Raw genomic sequence first — 16,882 nt, forward strand, 5'->3', positions numbered from 1 at the left:
AACCAGGATTAGTGGCTGTGGCCTGCGTGCTCGTCTTCCTCGGCCGGCTTCTCGACAACCAGGGTCTCGGTGGTGAGAACCAAGGCTGCGATGGACGCGGCGTTCTGGAGCGCAGAGCGGGTGACCTTGACGGGGTCGATCACGCCAGCGGCGATCAGGTCCTCGTACACGCCGGACTTCGCGTTGAAGCCGTGGTTGTCTTCCAGCTCGGCAACCTTGGCGACGACGACGTAGCCGTCGAAACCGGCGTTCTGGGCGATCCAGCGAAGGGGCTGGGTCAGGGCGCGGCGGACGATGCCGACGGCAGCAGCCGCGTCGCCTTCCAGTGCCTTGACGGCAGCGTCCTCGTCCAATGCCTTGAGGGCGTGGATGAGGGCGGATCCACCGCCGGAGACAATGCCTTCTTCAAGGGCAGCACGGGTGGAGGACACTGCGTCCTCGATGCGGTGCTTCTTTTCCTTGAGCTCGACCTCGGTGGCTGCGCCGACCTTGATCACGCCGATGCCGCCTGCCAGCTTTGCAAGCCTTTCCTGCAGCTTTTCCCGGTCCCAGTCGGAATCGGTGCGGGTCAGCTCGGCACGGATCTGGGCGACGCGTGCCGCGACGTCCTCAGAGGTGCCGGCGCCGTCAACGATGGTGGTGTTGTCCTTGGTGACGGTGATCCGGCGGGCGCTGCCGAGGACCTCGAGGCCAACCTGGTCCAGGGACAGGCCGAGCTCCGGGGAGACAACCTGTGCGCCGGTCAGCGTGGCAATGTCCTGCAGCATGGCCTTGCGGCGGTCGCCGAAGCCAGGAGCCTTGACGGCAACGACGTTCAGGGTGCCACGGATACGGTTCACGATCAGCGTGGACAGTGCCTCGCCGTCGATGTCCTCGGCGATGATGAAGAGCGGCTTGGCAGCCTGCAGGGCCTTCTCGAGGAGCGGGAGGAACTCCTGCAGCGAGGAGATCTTGCCCTGGTTGATCAGGATGAGCGCGTCTTCCAGAACAGCTTCCTGGCGTTCCGCGTCAGTGACGAAGTACGGGGACAGGTAGCCCTTGTCGAACTGCATGCCCTCGGTGAGGACCAGTTCGGTCTGCGTAGTGGAGGACTCTTCGATGGTGATGACACCATCCTTGCCGACCTTGTCGAAAGCCTCGGCAAGGAGCTCGCCAACTTCATCGCTCTGGGCGGAGATCGCGGCAACGCTGGCAACCTGGGTGCCTTCTACTTCGCGGGCGTTCTCCAGAAGGCGGGCAGCCACGGCCTGGACCGAAACCTCGATGCCGCGCTTGATTTCGCCAGGGGCGGCTCCGGCGGCAACGTTGCGCAGGCCTTCCTTGACGAGTGCCTGTGCCAGCACGGTGGCAGTGGTGGTGCCGTCGCCTGCGACGTCATTGGTCTTGGTGGCGACTTCCTTGGCCAGCTGTGCGCCAAGGTTCTCATACGGGTCGTCGAGTTCGACCTCGCGGGCGATTGTGACGCCATCGTTGGTGATGGTGGGAGCTCCCCACTTCTTGTCCAGAACGACGTTGCGGCCACGCGGGCCAAGGGTGACCTTGACGGTGTTGGCGAGCTTGTCAATGCCTGCTTCGAGCGAGCGACGGGCAGCGTCGTTAAACGCAAGCTGCTTTGCCATGGTTGTGTCCTTTCAAGACGGAAAACCCGCACCGCTGATTCGACCGGAAGAAGTCCGACTCGATCTGCGATGCGGGATCCAGGGAATTACTTAACGACGATCGCCAGAACGTCGCGGGCGGACAGAACGAGGTATTCGTTGCCGCCGGTCTTGACTTCAGTTCCGCCGTACTTGGAGTAGATGACGACGTCGCCAACGGTTACGTCGACGGGCACGCGGTTGCCGTTGTCATCGAAGCGGCCGGGGCCAACTGCAACAACTTCGCCTTCCTGCGGCTTTTCCTGTGCAGTGTCCGGGATGACCAGGCCGGAAGCCGTGGTCTGCTCTGCTTCGAGCGGGCGGACAACAATGCGATCCTCGAGAGGCTTAATGGAGACCGACACTCGGATCTCTCCTTTACGTGAGGTAGTACATGGACTATCAAACCAGGGATGCCGTGGCGGGCTTACCGTCGTCGCGGTGCCGGTAAGTGCCTGGCGGCATGATTAGCACCCGCCTAGGGAGAGTGCTAATCAAGACTCTATGTAAGCATTAGCACTCGGTCAAGGCGAGTGCCAGAATTCCGTCACGGGTGAACGTCCAATGGCGGCTTCCGACTCACACGCTCATTGCCCCGCGAGGTCATCGAAGTCAACGTCCTCGCCGTCGTCGTAGTCTTCCTTCGGTGCGCTTCCGCGGTTCAGATAGAGCACTACGGCGCTGGCGAGCGTGACGAAGCCGAACACCACCAGCCCGACGATCGCTGCGATGCGGGCACCGGTGTAGGTGTCACGGATGTCCCGGGCCTCATCCGTGGCGTCCTGGACGCTGTTTCCGGTCATGGAGTAGGTGGCCGCGTTGAAAGAGTCTAGGAAGAAAATGATGATCAACAGCGCGATGCAGACAATGGCGATCAAGGCACTCACGATGAGCGCGGGGCGGGCATACTTGGAGAGATTTCCGGCGAAGGGACGTTTATCGGGGGCAGAGGGAGAACCATTGGCGTCGTCAGGCTGGCGTACTGGGTTGTCTTCCATGGCATCAACCCTATCGGCCTGAGGGACTCTGTTCCCTCCCGACTCCGTATGACGGGCGAGCACTAGGCTTGTTCCCATGGCTGACACATCCCCGGACCAGATTGCCCCCTTGCTGACAACGGAAGGTTGGGAACTGCTGGCGTCCTTGGGACCGTACCGCGATGACGAAGCCTTCGCCCTGAATGCCCGCCTGCGCAAAGACGGCCGCTCCCCTGCCCTCGTTGCCGCCGTCCTCACCCAATCCAGGCTCCGCACCCGGGCCGAGGCCAAGTTCGGCGAATTCGCCCGGCAGATGCTCTTCACCCAGGCCGGCCTGGAACAAGCCACCCGGCTCAATGTTGCGGCCAGGCATGCCGAACGCTTCGCCAACGCAGGCTCACGGCACGTAGCTGACCTGGGCTGCGGGCTTGGAGCAGATTCCATGGCCATGGCCTCCATGGATATCAAGGTCACCGCGGTGGAGCTCGACGAGACCACCGCAGCGTGCGCCACCATCAACCTCATTCCTTTCCCGCACGCAACGGTGGTGCACTCCGACGCAACCTCGGTGCCCCTCGACGGGGTCGACGGCGTGTGGCTCGATCCGGCACGACGCACCACGTCGTCGTCGGGAACCAAGCGGATCTGGGATCCGGAGGCGTTCTCGCCGCCGTTGTCCTTCGTTGAATCATTGGCCGCCACCGGCAAGTCCGTCGGGGTCAAGATGGGCCCGGGAATGCCGCACGAATCGGTTCCGGCCGGCTGCGAAGCACAGTGGATCTCGGTGGGAGGGGATGTCACGGAAGTCACGCTGTGGTTCAACGACGTCGCCCGTCCCGGCATCCGCCGCGCTGCCCTGGTACTCGGGCCGCGGGGCGCCGCCGAGATGACCAGCGGCGAAGATTTCGACGGCGGTCCGGTGCCCGACGTCGGGCCCGTGGAGGGCTACCTGTACGAGCCGGATGGCGCGGTGATCCGGGCGGGCCTGGTGGCCGACGTCGCGCTCCGGCTCGGAGGCCACCTGGTGGACCCACATATTGCCTACATTTGCGCTCCGGAACTGGTGGAGACCCCGTTCGCCCGCGCCTACAAGGTCCTGGAAGTCATGCCGCTGAACGTCAAGGAACTCAAGGCCTGGGTGAAAGCCAACGGCGTCGGCGTCCTGGACATCAAGAAACGCGGCACCTCCGTTACCCCCGAAGAGCTGCGGAAACAATTGCTGCCGCCCGGGAAGAACTCGGCGAAAGCCCGCGGCAACAAAACAGCCACCCTGGTCCTCACGAGGATCGGCGAGGAAAAGGTGGCTGTTGTGGTGGAGCCGGTAGCGGCTGCCTGAGCTGGTCCCTGACTTGCGGCGCCCTATGGGGCGCGCGTGAATTCCTCGGCCGCGGCCACTTGCTCCGGCGTCGGCGTGATGCCGGTGTAGAGCACAAACTGTTCGAGCGCCTGGATGGTGGCCACCTCGGCGCCGCTGATCACGGTCTTTCCTGCCGCACGGCCGGCCTTGATGAGCGGCGTTTCTGCAGGGAGAGCGACGACGTCGAACACCACCTGCGCGGCCGAAACCGCTGCTTCGGGGAAGGACAGCGAGCCGGACTCGGGACCGCCGGCCATGCCGATCGGTGTGACGTTGACGAGCACGTCCGCCGTCGACTCCCCTACCTCGGATTGCCAGCCGAAGCCATAGAGCCCCGCGAGGGATTGCCCGGACTTCTCATTCCGGGCAACAACGGTGACGCGGGAGAATCCGGCGTCGCGGAAGGCAGCCGCGGTTGCCTTGGCCATGCCGCCGGAACCTCGGAGCAGCACGGACGACGCCGGGTCGATCGCGTTGCGCTCGATCAACTGGGCGATCGCGGTGTAGTCCGTGTTATAGGCAGTGAGTACGCCGGCGTCGTTCACGATCGTGTTGACCGAGTCGATAGCGGCGGCGGAAGCGTCCATGCGGTCGACAAGGGCGATGACGTCTTCCTTGTAGGGCATCGAGACGGCGCAGCCGCGGATGCCCAGGCCGCGCACGCCGGCGATGGCGTTCGGCAGGTCGGTGGGAGCGAAGGCCTTGTAGATCCAGTTCAGGCCGAGCGCCTCGTAGAGGAAGTTGTGGAAACGCGTTCCGTTGTTGCTCGGCCGGGCAGAGAGAGAAATACAGAGCGTCATGTCTTTATTGAGGATCGGCATAACGGGGCTTCCTTCGCGTAGCGGGTTCTCTGCCCAGCCTAGACGGGGAGCTAGCCTTGGCGCGCCTTGAAGCGAGGATTCAGCTTGTTGATGACAAAGGTGCGGCCGCGCCGGCGGACCACTTGCGCGCCGGGGATCTTCTTGAGGGCACGCAGCGAATTCCTGACTTTCATGGGGTTCTCCTTCTGGGGTTTTGACTTGTTTGATTGTGGTTTTGTTCCACCGAGGCCGAAGCCCTGCTAAAGGGTGGATTCGAGTTCAAAAGGGTCCTCGAGTCCGGCGAAGCCGAGCCGCATCTCCGCTTCGCTCAGCGCGCACCCGTCCAGGAGGGCCCGGATTTCGGCGGCGTCGAGGTCTTCCCCTCGTCCGGTCACGGCCAGCACCGTGCCCCGGTCGCCGAAGCGGGGATGCCAGTCAAGGACGGCGTCGACGTCGGCGAGTCCCCTTCCATGCTGCGCGCCCTTGCCGTCGAGGACGGTACCGGCGTCCGCGAGCCACTCGCCCGTGATCTCGAGCCAGACGCGCGGCCCGATTCCCTGCACCGCGATCCGGACCTTGGCCGCCGAGGCAATCCACAACCGGCCCCGCATCCAGTGGGATCCCTCGGCCAACTTGGGCAGTGCTTCCTGGAAGCGACCTGGATGAAGGGGACGCTCCACTTTGTGGAGCACGGTCCGGAAACTCCCAGACTCTTCCTCGAGCGGCACCCGCACGGAACCACGACGAACCCTCGCGAGAGCCTCCGCGCCGTCGTAGCAGCCGGGCCGGAAGTCGTCGTCGCCCGCGGAAACGGCGGCGTGCGGAGCAAGCTGCCCGAGCAGTTCCAACCCTTGGGCCCAGGCCTCGCTTGAGTCCGGGCGCAAGCCTGCCAGCTCCGCCCCAAGACCGGCGTGCACCATGACGGTGTCCGCATGGCCCAGTTCCCCGATGAGGAATTCTCCGCTGGTGCGCTCATCCTCGGGCATGGCCGTGAAGCCGGATTCATACAGCGTGTGCTTGTCCCAGATGTGGTCTTCCAGGCCGGAGGGATCGATCGCCAACACGGCGTTGTCGATGACTGCGGGCCGTCCCAGGCCGCGCTTGAGTTCCGCCACCGCCATGTCCACGGAGACCCCGGGCGGAAGGCCCAGGACGATATGGTCATGGCCGGAGGACGCGAGGCGTTCCGCCGTCGGGACAACATCCAGGCGGACCGTGCAGCTGAGGCAGCCGTGTTCCAAAGCGGTTTGCGCCTGCTCCACCAGTTCGCCGTTGCGGAAGATCCTTCGCAAGACGATGGAGCCGTCCAGGAGGTCGTGCAGGACCACCACCGAATCGCGGTGGGTCCGCCCAAGCCTGGCGGTGGCTGCTTCGCGGCATTGGCTGTCCAGTGAGCTGACGACAGAAAGGTGCATGCCCACTATTCTAGATGCAAATCATTCTCATTAGCAAACGACTTCGCTTTCCCTTTTTTACCTCGCGGTCCCATCATGCGGTACCGTACCGCCCCTGCATTAGACTTGAGCCAACCGCTGACGGCCCCACGGCGGGCATTGCTCAGGGCGTTTTTGGCAAATACCGAGGGGACCCACGTGCAGATTGATTTCGCTTCATCCAGGCAGTCGACCCTGGGGGTGGAATGGGAGCTCGCGCTCGTCAACGCACGCACCGGCGAATTGGTCTCGGTGGCGAATGAGGTCCTGCGGGGCGTTGCATCGCGGCATCCGGATTTGAACGAGGATGATGAGCATCCGCACATCAAGCGGGAATTGCTCCTGAACACCGTGGAACTTGTCACGGGCGTGTGCAACACCGTCAAGGAAGCCAAGGAAGACCTGGCCCGCTCGCTGCAGGCTGTCAGGGAAGTCACCGACCCCATGGGCGTGGAGCTTTTCTGCGCCGGAAGCCATCCTTTCAGCCCGCCGCAGCTTCAGCCGGTCTCGGACAAAGAACGCTATGCCAAGCTCATCGACCGCACCCAATGGTGGGGACGGCAAATGGTCATCTATGGAGTCCACGTCCACGTCGGACTGGACCGGAGGGACAAGGCGCTCCCCATCCTCGACGGGCTGGTCAACTACTTCCCGCATTTCCAGGCGCTGTCCGCCTCGAGCCCGTTCTGGGGCGGCGAGGACACCGGCTACGCGTCACAACGCGCCCTCATGTTCCAGCAACTGCCCACGGCCGGCCTGCCTTTCCAGTTCCCCAGCTGGGCCGAATACGAGTCCTATGTCCAGGACATGTTCACCACTGGAGTGATCGACACCCTGTCTGAAATCCGCTGGGATATCCGACCTGTGCCGAATCTGGGCACCATCGAGATGCGCATTTGCGACGGCCTGGCCACCCTTGAGGAAGTGGGCGCAGTTGCAGCCCTGACCCAATGCCTCGTGGACGAGTTCTCCACGATCCTGGACAACGGCGGCAGCATTCCGACCATGCCGCCTTGGCATATCCAGGAAAACAAGTGGCGCGCCGCCCGCTACGGCATGGAAGCGATCATCATCCTCGACGCCGAAGGCAATGAGCAGCTCGTCACTGAGCACCTCAAGGAAACGTTGCTGCGCCTGGCACCTATCGCGGAAAAGCTGGGTTGCTCGGAGGAACTGGCCGACGTCGAAAAGATCATCGCCCGCGGAGCGGGCTACCAGCGCCAGCGCCGCGTCGCCGCCCAGCACGACGGCGATCTTCACGCGGTCGTCCAGGATCTCGTGCAGCAGATGCGGTCCGTTCCGACCGCGTAGCCTCCAGCCGGGTCCCCGCGCCTACACCGAAACCGTGGTCACCGGCAGCGAGGAATCCGGAGCGAACGTGACGCCGCTGGGAGCGATTCCCGCCATGATGAGCTGCGAGCCCAAGGCCGCCACCATGGCGCCATTGTCGGTGCACAGTGACAGCGGCGGAACATGCAGGGTGATCCCCGCAGCCGCGCAGCGTTGCCCTGTCAGCTCACGGAGCCGGGAGTTGGCTGCAACCCCGCCGCCCAGCAGGAGATCCGTGATTCCATTCTCGTTGCAGGCCAACACTGCCTTGGACGTGATGACGTCGACGACCGCCTCCTGGAACGCGGCGGCGATATCGGCGACCGGAACATCCTCGCCCCGGGCTTCGAATTGTTCAACGCAGCGCGCGACGGCAGTCTTGAGGCCGCTGAAGGACCAATCGTAGCGATGGGGTCCGGGTTCCTCCGCGGTTCCCATGTACTTGGGTTGCGAAAGTCCGCGCGGGAAGAGGATGGCCTTGGCGTTGCCCTGCTTGGCGAGTTTGTCGATGGCCGGTCCGCCCGGGTAGCCAAGGCCCAGGAGCCTCGCCACTTTGTCGTAGGCCTCCCCTGCGGCGTCGTCGATCGTGGAGCCGAGCATCTCGACGTCGTCGGTGATGCTGCGGATGCGCAGGATTTCCGTATGCCCGCCGGAAACCAGCAACGCACCGAGGTTTTCCGGCAGCCGTCCGCCCGAAACTCCCCCAGTGCCACCGGCGGCGCCGTCCAGGAGCCCGACGCCGACATGCGCCACCAAGTGGTTGATCGCGTAGAGCGGCTTGCCCGTGGCAACAGAGAGGGCCTTGGCCGCGCAGACACCCACCATGAGCGCGCCGGCCAAGCCAGGTCCGGAGGTCACGGCGATGGCGTCGATATCGTCGAGCGTCACACCTGCCTCGTGCAAGGCCTCCTGCAGCGTGGGTACGAAGGCGTCCAGGTGCGCACGCGAAGCGATCTCCGGAATGACGCCGCCAAAACGGACATGCTCATCCATCGAAGAGGACACAGTGTTGGTCAGCAGCGTGGTTCCACGGACAATCCCGACGCCGGTTTCGTCGCAGGAGGACTCGATCCCCAGCACGAGCGGCTGGATGATGCGGGAGCGGTTCATGCCGGAATTCCTTCAGTCAATGTCAGCCTCATGATGAGGGCGTCCGTGCCGTCCCGGTAGTAGCGCCGACGGACGTGGATCTGCTCGAAACCGAACCGCGCGTAAAGTGCCTGCGCTCGTGGATTGTCGGCACGGACTTCCAAAAGCACTTCCACCGCGCCGCGCCTGCGTGCCTCTTCGATCAGTTCCGTGAGGATGGCGGAGCCTATACCCCTGCCTTCGAATTCGGGCACGACGGCGATCGTCTGGACGTCCGCGATCGGCTCGATGCACATGAGCCCGGCGTAGGCCACAATCTGCCCGCCGGCTTCGGCTACCACATAGCGGCGGGTATCAACCTGCGCGAGTTCATCGAAGAACATCTGCATCGGCCACGCGTCCACCGGGAAGAGCCTGCGCTCCAGGACCTCGACCGCGCTGACGTCGTCGGCGGTCATGTCGCGCAAGGTCACGCCGCCCAGCTTGAATTGGTACGAGGGGTTCACAATGCACGCTTCCTAGGGCCCGGCACTTGCGCGTCGGATTCCCGCAAATACAAGGGGGTGGAATCCGGCAGTTCCACCCCGGCCGCCAGGAGGGCCATGGCGAACTGGCCCAACGAGGCCGCGTCGGGCTGGGTGGTGCTGAATTCCTCGTTCGCGTTGACCACGTCCGCGTAAATGCCGCCGCCGGCACCGAAGACGGGGAGATCGGGCAACTCCGAGGCGAAACCGACGTGCGGACCGTCCACGAGTTGCGGGAGCTGGCCATCGTTGAGCGTGTAGCGCGCCCAGTAGACCTCTTTGCGACGGGCATCGGTGGCCACCAGGAACTCGGCCTGCGCCTCCGTTGACTCGGCCACTTCCAAGGCGATCGCATCCAGGCTCATGAGACCGAAAAGGGGTTTGTTCCAGGCAAATGCCAAAGTGCGGGCCGTGGCAATCCCTGAACGAAGGCCCGTAAACGGCCCAGGGCCGACGCCGGTGACGATGAGGTCGATGTCCGCGCCGCTTACCCCGGCGTCGGTCAGGAGCTTCTCGATGCCGGGCGCCAGGACCTCGGCGTGGCTGCGGGTGTCCTCGGTCGCGAAGGATTCCACCACGCCTTCCATGGCAACGTCCGAGATGAGCGCCGCACTCGCCACGGCCGAAGTATCAATGGCCAAGATCAGCATCAGGCGTTCTCCTCCAGTATTTCGGGCACGGCGCTCCAGCGAGGACCAAAGCCGCGGAAGACGATGGTGCGGGGTTCGTCGTCGTCCTCCGGGTCGAAGTCCAGCACGGCGTCCTGGCTTGCTTCCGGACGGGTTGCCGCCCGCTCCGTGCCGCCCACCGTCCGGTGCATTTCGATGTCAAGGCGACTATCCGAAAGGTGTTCCACGCGCTCGCGCCCCCACTCGACCACTGTCACGGAGTTGTCCATGGTGTTTTCGAGGTCGATGTCGTCGATTTCCGCGGCGGACGCCAGCCGGTAAGCATCAACGTGGACCAGATCGGGGCCGCCGGGCCGGGCCCCCTCCGGCAGGTTGGGGTGGATACGCACCAGGACAAACGTGGGCGAGATGACGCCGGAACGGACGCCCAGTCCTTCGCCGAGGCCCTGCGTGAAGGTGGTCTTGCCGGCACCGAGTTCGCCTGACAGAACCAGCAGGTCACCGGGCTCAAGGACCCCGGCGAGCGCCGAGCCCAAAGCGTGTGTCTGCTCCGCCGTCGCGACCCTGACGGTCCGTTCCCACAAGGCCTCACTCAACGGGGTCTTGTCAATCGGGGCCCCGCTCACCGGGCATCCGCCCCCGGAGTCTCATTGATGTAAATACGGGGCACGCGTGGGCTGATGCGGGTGACAATCTCATAGTTGTTGGTTCCCGCGGCCACTGCCCAGTCGTCCGCCGTCGGGCCGCCGTCGGTGCCGTCACCAAACATGACGGCTTCGGCGCCCAGCCAGCCGGCTTCGTCCGTCACCGCGTTCCCAAGGTCGATGACCATCTGGTCCATGGCGATCCGACCCACAACGGGATAGTTGACTCCGTTGACCCGCACCGGTCCGCCCGTGGCGACGCGCGGCACGCCGTCGGCGTAACCGAGCGGGATCAAGCCCAAGGCACTCTCGCTGGACGTCCGGTAGTTGAGTCCGTATGACACCCCTTGACCCTCGGGCACCCGCTTGCAATTGGAAACGAGGGTGCGCACTGTCATGGCCGGGCGGAGACCAAGTTCCGCGGAGTTTTGTCCTTCGAATGGGGACAGCCCGTAGAGTCCGAGACCGACGCGGACCAGGTCGAAATGGGCGTCCGGGCGCGAAAGTGTGGCGGGAGTGTTGGCCAGATGCCGGACTTCGGTGTCCACTCCGGCGTCCTCGGCCACGGCAATCGCTTCCCGGAAAGCAGCCAACTGCTCATCGGTCTCGGGACGGTGCGGTTCATCGGCCACCGCCAAGTGCGAGAAGATGCCCACTACGCGCAGGAGGCCCTCGTCCTGGTACTCCATGGCCTGGCCCACCACTTTGTCCCATTGGGCGATAGTGGAGCCATTACGGCCCAGGCCGGTGTCCACTTTGAGGTGGATGCGGGCCGGTCGTTCCTGTTCGCGTGCCGCAGCGACCACCGCGTCCAGCTCCCAGCCGGAAATTCCGACGTCGACACCGGCGGCAACAGCCGCCTGGAAGTTGCTTTGGCTCGTGTGCAACCAGGCCAGCATCGGGGCATCAATTCCGGCGGCGCGTAGCGCCAAAGCCTCCGAAATATGGGCAACACCGAGCCATCTGGCGCCGGCTTCAAGTGCTGCCCGCGCCACCTGCACCGCGCCGTGACCATAGGCGTCGGCCTTGACCACGGCCATGACGCTTGCGGGCGAGGCGATGGCCACGAACTGGCGTACGTTGTGCCGGATGGCGTCCAAGTCGATGACGGCTGATCGTTCGAGGACCGTTGCCGAACCCGATTTCGTCGAGGGTTCGAAACTGGCAGCTGCTTCGTAAGTCACCCTCACGATTCTAGTGCCGGGACGACGTGCGGGTTGACTGGGGGTGAGCGGGTTGACTGGGCGTCAGCCGGTTTGCTGGGGTGAGCGCTGCTCAGGCGTCGGAGTTGTGGGCGATCGTGGCTGTTGCACGACGTTGGGCCCCGGGCGGGACGTCCGCCACGATGTCTTCGAGGAAAGCGAACCGTTTGAGCCACTGGCTGGACTGCCGCTCCCTCCGGGCGTTCGCTCGCTGCCACCAGTCGGCGATGTCACCCCAACCGGGCGCAGCAAGCGAGCCGCCCACTTCCTGCACCGCCAGCGAGGCGCAAAGATTGGCAAAGCGGAGCCGGTCCCCCAAGGGCCATCCGGCCAAGCAGCCCACAACAAACGCCGCACCGAAGCAGTCACCCGCTCCGGTGGGGTCGTACGCCGTCACGGGAAGCGACGGCACCCACTCCTCCTCGCCGGTTTCGGAATCCACGGCCATGGCTCCCTGCGCTCCCAGCGTCACTACAGCCACCGGAACCCGGTCGGCGAGGGTGTAGAGCGCGGACCAGGGGTTGTCCTTGCCGGTGAAGGCCATCGCTTCGCGTTGGTTCGGCATGAAGGCGTGGAAATTGCTGAGCTGGTCCAGCCGTTTCGACGACCACTCTCCCGTCGGATCCCATCCGGAGTCGCCGAAGAGTTTGACGCCGGCTTTCCTCGCCGCCAGCATCCAGGGCTCAGGTTCCGCGCCAAGATCCGCGACGGCGGCGAGCGCCTTGGGCGGCTCGCCAATCAGTTCCGAGGCGCTCATCGGCGACGGGTGTCCGTGAGTGACCATGGAACGATCCTGGTCGACACACAAGGAGACGGTCACGGGGGAATGCCAGCCCTCGAACCGCCTGGACAGAGAAAGATCCACGTGCTCCTGACTTTCCAGGATCCGCCAATTGAAGTCCCCGTACCCGTCATCGCCGAACGCCGCGGCGAGGCTGGTCCGCAACCCAAGCCGGGCAGCCGCGATGGCTTGGTTGGCCACGCCGCCGGGGCAGCTCCCCATGCCTTGGCTCCACACTTCGGTACCCGGTTCCGGGCTTCGGTCCAGTCCGGTAAAGATGATGTCCTGGAACACGGTGCCGGTCAGCAGGAGATCGCAGCCTGAATCGGCCCCGTCCACCAGCACATCCCCTCGGATAGCGGCAAGGGGGTCGAATCGTGCCCTGGGCGTTGCGTCCATGCACCGCAGACTACGCCGCGGCCACGATTGTGCATAGCTTTCAGAGCTCCTGGTACATGACGTGCAGCCCCACGTAGCCAAGGGTCGGATGCTGAAAGGCCTCGGGGATAGTCGCCAGGATGCGGAAGCCCATGGACTGCCACAGTCCCACTGCGCGGACGTTGCTTTCGACCACGGCGTTGAACTGCATCGCCTTGAACCCAGCGTCCCGGGCGGCAACCAAGGAATAGGCGCAAAGTGCCCGGGCGATTCCTTGCCCGCCGTGATCGGCATGGACCATGTAGCCGGCGTTGGCCACGTGGCTTCCGCCGCCACCCTGGTTGGCGTGCAGTTCACCGGTACCCAGCACGTCGCCGTCGCGCACTGCCACAAAGGTCAGGCCGGGCGCTTCCTTGATCCATTTGCTTCGGGCAGCTTCTTCGGTAGTGTCGCGGTCCCAGGTGAAGGTCTCCCCTGCCCGGATCACGGGTTCCAGGACGGCCCAGATCCCGGGCCAGTCGCTTGCCCGGGCGGGCCGGATCTCGTATGTAACGGCCGCCGCCGTTCCTGTTTCGCTGTTTGAGTGGCTCACGTCCGTTACGGTATCAGCCCGCTCTACGATGCTGGCCCTGGTGGGCCGGCTGCAATGCCGGGGAGCTCAGGAGTAGTGTTTTCGCTGGGACGCAGAGGATTTATCGCTTTGCGGAACTTGTTGAATTGCGTTGGATACAGGAGGTAGCGGTGTCGTTGATCCGTCGCGTGGCCTTCCTGTCACTCCATACTTCGCCCATGGAGCAGCCGGGTTCGGGCGATGCGGGCGGCATGAATGTCTACGTCCGGGCGCTGGCCATGGCGTTGGCTGATCTTGGCGTGGAGGTAGAGATCTTCACGCGTTCGACGTCCGCCGGGCAGCCCGCCGTCGAACATCCAGGTCCCGGCGTCTGCGTCCACAACGTCCTGGCAGGCCCGCCCCGGAAACTGCCCAAGGAGGAACTGCCCGATCTTCTCCACGCCATGGTTGCCGAAGTCGAGAGGATCCGGCAGCGGCAACCGCACGGCCGTTACGACGCCATCCATTCGCACTACTGGGTGTCCGGTGTGGCCGGCCTCGAACTCTCCGCATTGTGGAACGTGCCGCTGATCCACACGATGCACACGATGGCGAAGGTCAAGAACCTGGTGCTCGAATCCGGCGAGCGCCCGGAGCCGCGCCTGCGTGAAGACGGCGAACAAAAGATCGTCGATGGAGCCACGCGCCTCGTGGCCAACACTCCTGCCGAAGCCCAGGAGCTCGTGTCGCACTACGACGCCGATTTCGACCACATCGACATCGCTCCCCCCGGCGTTGACCTCACCGTGTTCACTCCCGCCTTCCGGGCCCGGTCCCGCGCCGAGCTTGGAGTGCGGCCCGGCAGTTTCCACTTGCTCTTCGCTGGACGCATCCAGCGGCTCAAGGGACCGCAGGTTTTCATCGAAGCTGTTGGCATCCTCCGCAAGAGGCGGCCCGACATCGACCTCGAACTGACCATCCTGGGCGCCTTGAGCGGTGCCAAGGACTTCAATCTGCAGTCCTTTATCACTGCCGCGGGGCTGGACGACGTCGTAACTCACCGCGCGCCGGTCAAGGCGCCGAAGCTGGCGGGCTGGTTCCGTTCGGCCGACGTCGTGGTGATGCCTTCCTTCAGCGAATCGTTCGGGCTTGTTGCCCTGGAGGCGCAGGCCTGCGGGACTCCAGTGGTGGCCACCAACGTTGGTGGCCTGTCCCGTGCCGTTGCGGACGGGCGGACGGGTATTCTGGTCGACGGCCACGATCCTTCCCGCTGGGCCGACGTCATCGAAGCCCTGTACGACGATCCCCGGACCCGCGAAGACATGGGCCGCGCCGCGGCAGTCCACGCGGAGGCTTTCGGCTGGCACAGGACGGCCGCCATCGCGCTCGAGAGCTACCGCGCAGCCATCGGCGCTGTCCTCGTCCGACCGAGCTAGACCCTCGCTCACAAACAAGCCCCCTCCCGGCGACCCGCGCTCACCTATCAGGGCAATCCCGACGACGCCCGCTCACCTATCAGGGCAATTCCCCAAACGCTCGCTCACCTATCAGGGCAATTCCGACGACGCCCGCTCACCTATCAGGGCAATTCCCCAAACGCTCGCTCACCTATCAGGGCAATTCCCCAAACGCTCGCTCACCTGCGGGGGCACGACTGGTAGATTGTCGCGGACAGTGTTCCGCACAGAGTTGAGGACAAGGATGTCTGAAAACAAGATCTCGAGCGACCTCGAAATTGCCCAGAATGCAGCGATACGTCCCATCGAGGAGATCGCGGAGCGTGCCGGGATCAACGTCGATGCGTTGGAACTGTACGGGCGGTTCAAGGCGAAAATCGATCCGGCGAAGCTGCGTCTCCCGGACGTCAAACGCACGGGCAAGATAGTCCTCGTCTCGGCCATGTCCCCCACGCCGGCGGGTGAGGGGAAGTCCACAACCACGGTAGGCCTCGCCGATTCCTTGGCGCGGGCCGGTCACCGGGTGATGATCGCGCTACGCGAACCGTCCCTTGGACCGATCCTGGGCATGAAGGGAGGCGCGACCGGGGGCGGCTACTCCCAGGTTCTTCCGATGGACGAGATCAACCTGCATTTCACCGGCGACTTCCACGCGATCACCTCGGCCAATAACGCCCTGATGGCCCTCGTGGACAACCACATATTCCAAGGCAACGAGCTCAACATTGATCCGCGGCGCATGACGTTCAAACGGGTCCTCGATATGAACGACCGCTCGCTGCGCGAGGTCATCATCGGCCTGGGCGGGCCCGCTCAAGGCGTGCCGCGACAGGACGGTTTCGACATCACCGTGGCCTCCGAAATCATGGCCGTCTTCTGCCTCGCAACGAACTTGGATGATCTGCGCGAGCGCCTCGGCCGCATCACTTTCGGATACAGCTATGACCGGCGGCCGGTCACCGTGGCCGACCTCGGTGTCCAGGGCGCGCTGACCATGCTGTTGAAGGACGCCATCAAACCGAATCTCGTGCAGACGATCGCGGGAACCCCGGCTCTGGTGCATGGCGGCCCGTTCGCCAATATCGCGCACGGCTGCAACTCACTCATCGCCACCCGAACGGCCCAACAGCTCGCCGACATTGTGGTCACGGAGGCCGGCTTCGGCGCCGATCTCGGTGCCGAAAAGTACATGGACATCAAGTCGCGCATCGCAGACGTGGCGCCGTCGGCCGTCGTCGTGGTTGCAACGATCAGGGCTCTGAAAATGCAGGGCGGCGTCCCGAAGGAGCTTCTCAAGGAGCCCAACGTCGAGGCGCTGGCCGCCGGCGTCGAGAACTTGAAACGGCATGTGCACAATGTCGAGAAGTTTGGCGTCACACCGGTTGTTGCAATCAACAAATTTGCGTCGGACACAACAGAAGAGCTCGAATGGCTGCTGGCTTGGTGCGCCCAGGAGGGAGTGCAGGTGGCTGTGGCGGACGTTTGGGGTCGCGGTGGAGGGGGCGACGGCGGTGATGAGCTCGCGGCGAAGGTCGCCGCGGCGGTGGCGGCAGCAGCGCCGTCGGACTTCCGCCATTTGTACCCCCTGAGTCTGTCCGTGGAGGACAAGATCCGCACGATCGTACAGGAAATCTACGGCGCCGACGGCGTTGAGTTCTCGGTCCCTGCGCTCCGGCGTCTGGCGGACATCCGGAAAAATGGCTGGGGCGGAATGCCCGTTTGCATGGCGAAGACGCAGTATTCATTCACCGACGACGCCTCCCAGTTGGGCGCCCCCAAGGGGTTCACGGTGCACGTGCGCGAGCTGATTCCCAAGACCGGCGCGGGCTTCATCGTCGCGTTGACAGGCGCGGTCATGACCATGCCCGGCCTGCCCAAGGAGCCCGCCGCGATGCGGATGGACGTCGATGAGCAGGGAAACCCGGTGGGCCTCTTCTGACGCGCGCTCACGTATGCGGCTCTTTCGGGAAACCCTCGCTCACGTATATGGCACTTTCGGGAAACGCGCGCTCACCTACAGCTCCCAAGGACGATAAGATCTAGAGCCGAATCCCAAGCCTGTGGATAACTTCTGCAGGCACCCGCCCATTTGCGC

Annotated in this window: 17 protein-coding genes; 4 read left to right on the forward strand and 13 right to left on the reverse strand. The window is 64.4% G+C overall.

The window, feature by feature from the left end; genetic code table 11:
- Positions 1-8: 8 nt before the first annotated feature.
- The 3 genes from groL to LFT47_RS15770 all read right to left on the reverse strand — a co-directional run bounded on the left by groL (position 9) and on the right by LFT47_RS15770 (position 2,635).
- Entirely contained in the window at positions 9-1,619 is a 1,611-nt protein-coding gene (gene groL, locus LFT47_RS15760) for a chaperonin GroEL (protein ID WP_236812188.1), read from the reverse strand.
- A gap of 86 nt (positions 1,620-1,705) precedes the next feature.
- Positions 1,706-2,002 (reverse strand): co-chaperone GroES, encoded by a 297-nt coding sequence (groES, locus tag LFT47_RS15765; RefSeq protein ID WP_028265041.1) that lies wholly within the window; start codon positions 2,000-2,002, stop codon positions 1,706-1,708.
- 222 nt (positions 2,003-2,224) lie between these two features.
- On the reverse strand, positions 2,225-2,635 hold the full coding sequence (locus tag LFT47_RS15770) for a hypothetical protein (protein WP_236812189.1): 411 nt from the start codon (positions 2,633-2,635) through the stop codon (positions 2,225-2,227).
- A 76-nt stretch (positions 2,636-2,711) separates the two neighbouring features.
- On the opposite strand from LFT47_RS15770, the gene LFT47_RS15775 reads away from it, so the two are divergent.
- Complete coding sequence (locus LFT47_RS15775; RefSeq protein WP_236812190.1) at positions 2,712-3,950, forward strand: class I SAM-dependent methyltransferase; 1,239 nt, start codon at positions 2,712-2,714, stop codon at positions 3,948-3,950.
- A gap of 23 nt (positions 3,951-3,973) precedes the next feature.
- On the opposite strand, the gene LFT47_RS15780 is transcribed toward LFT47_RS15775, so the two are convergent.
- The 3 genes from LFT47_RS15780 to LFT47_RS15790 form a co-directional block, all read right to left on the reverse strand.
- Positions 3,974-4,792 (reverse strand): shikimate 5-dehydrogenase, encoded by an 819-nt coding sequence (locus LFT47_RS15780; protein WP_236812191.1) that lies wholly within the window; start codon positions 4,790-4,792, stop codon positions 3,974-3,976.
- Positions 4,793-4,842: 50 nt separating this feature from the next.
- Positions 4,843-4,965 carry a type B 50S ribosomal protein L36 gene (gene ykgO / locus LFT47_RS15785; protein WP_184740519.1) on the reverse strand — a complete coding sequence of 41 codons (123 nt, stop codon included), beginning with the start codon at positions 4,963-4,965 and terminating at the stop codon, positions 4,843-4,845.
- A 66-nt stretch (positions 4,966-5,031) separates the two neighbouring features.
- Entirely contained in the window at positions 5,032-6,186 is a 1,155-nt protein-coding gene (locus LFT47_RS15790; RefSeq protein WP_236812192.1) for a GTP-binding protein, read from the reverse strand.
- Between the two features lie 177 nt (positions 6,187-6,363).
- On the opposite strand from LFT47_RS15790, the gene LFT47_RS15795 reads away from it, so the two are divergent.
- Entirely contained in the window at positions 6,364-7,515 is a 1,152-nt protein-coding gene (locus LFT47_RS15795) for a glutamate--cysteine ligase (RefSeq protein WP_236812194.1), read from the forward strand.
- Between the two features lie 21 nt (positions 7,516-7,536).
- Here LFT47_RS15795 and tsaD read toward each other — a convergent pair whose 3' ends face one another.
- From tsaD to LFT47_RS15830, 7 genes are all read right to left on the reverse strand, one after another.
- Positions 7,537-8,643, reverse strand: a complete 1,107-nt coding sequence (gene tsaD, locus LFT47_RS15800) for a tRNA (adenosine(37)-N6)-threonylcarbamoyltransferase complex transferase subunit TsaD (protein ID WP_236812196.1) — start codon at positions 8,641-8,643, stop codon at positions 7,537-7,539.
- Positions 8,640-9,080 carry a ribosomal protein S18-alanine N-acetyltransferase gene (rimI, locus tag LFT47_RS15805; RefSeq protein ID WP_442863476.1) on the reverse strand — a complete coding sequence of 147 codons (441 nt, stop codon included), beginning with the start codon at positions 9,078-9,080 and terminating at the stop codon, positions 8,640-8,642. Before rimI ends, tsaD begins: the two co-directional genes overlap by 4 nt.
- A gap of 44 nt (positions 9,081-9,124) precedes the next feature.
- A complete protein-coding gene (gene tsaB, locus LFT47_RS15810; protein WP_236812198.1) occupies positions 9,125-9,796 on the reverse strand; it encodes a tRNA (adenosine(37)-N6)-threonylcarbamoyltransferase complex dimerization subunit type 1 TsaB in 672 nt (223 codons plus the stop codon).
- A complete protein-coding gene (gene tsaE, locus LFT47_RS15815) occupies positions 9,796-10,371 on the reverse strand; it encodes a tRNA (adenosine(37)-N6)-threonylcarbamoyltransferase complex ATPase subunit type 1 TsaE (RefSeq protein ID WP_236818652.1) in 576 nt (191 codons plus the stop codon). The genes tsaB and tsaE overlap by 1 nt, the downstream gene beginning before the upstream one ends.
- A 26-nt stretch (positions 10,372-10,397) precedes the next feature.
- Entirely contained in the window at positions 10,398-11,603 is a 1,206-nt protein-coding gene (gene alr / locus LFT47_RS15820) for an alanine racemase (protein ID WP_236812199.1), read from the reverse strand.
- Between the two features lie 91 nt (positions 11,604-11,694).
- Positions 11,695-12,801 carry a carbohydrate kinase family protein gene (locus LFT47_RS15825; protein ID WP_236812200.1) on the reverse strand — a complete coding sequence of 369 codons (1,107 nt, stop codon included), beginning with the start codon at positions 12,799-12,801 and terminating at the stop codon, positions 11,695-11,697.
- A gap of 40 nt (positions 12,802-12,841) precedes the next feature.
- Positions 12,842-13,372: a GNAT family N-acetyltransferase gene (locus LFT47_RS15830; protein ID WP_442863410.1), complete on the reverse strand. Its 531-nt coding sequence runs from the start codon at positions 13,370-13,372 to the stop codon at positions 12,842-12,844.
- Positions 13,373-13,521: 149 nt separating this feature from the next.
- On the opposite strand from LFT47_RS15830, the gene mshA reads away from it, so the two are divergent.
- Complete coding sequence (mshA, locus tag LFT47_RS15835; protein ID WP_236812201.1) at positions 13,522-14,766, forward strand: D-inositol-3-phosphate glycosyltransferase; 1,245 nt, start codon at positions 13,522-13,524, stop codon at positions 14,764-14,766.
- A 265-nt stretch (positions 14,767-15,031) separates the two neighbouring features.
- Complete coding sequence (locus tag LFT47_RS15840; RefSeq protein ID WP_236812203.1) at positions 15,032-16,726, forward strand: formate--tetrahydrofolate ligase; 1,695 nt, start codon at positions 15,032-15,034, stop codon at positions 16,724-16,726.
- Positions 16,727-16,882: the final 156 nt, after the last annotated feature.

Origin of the sequence: Arthrobacter sp. FW306-2-2C-D06B (assembly GCF_021789175.1) — a bacterium.
Taxonomy (GTDB): Bacteria; Actinomycetota; Actinomycetes; order Actinomycetales; family Micrococcaceae; genus Arthrobacter.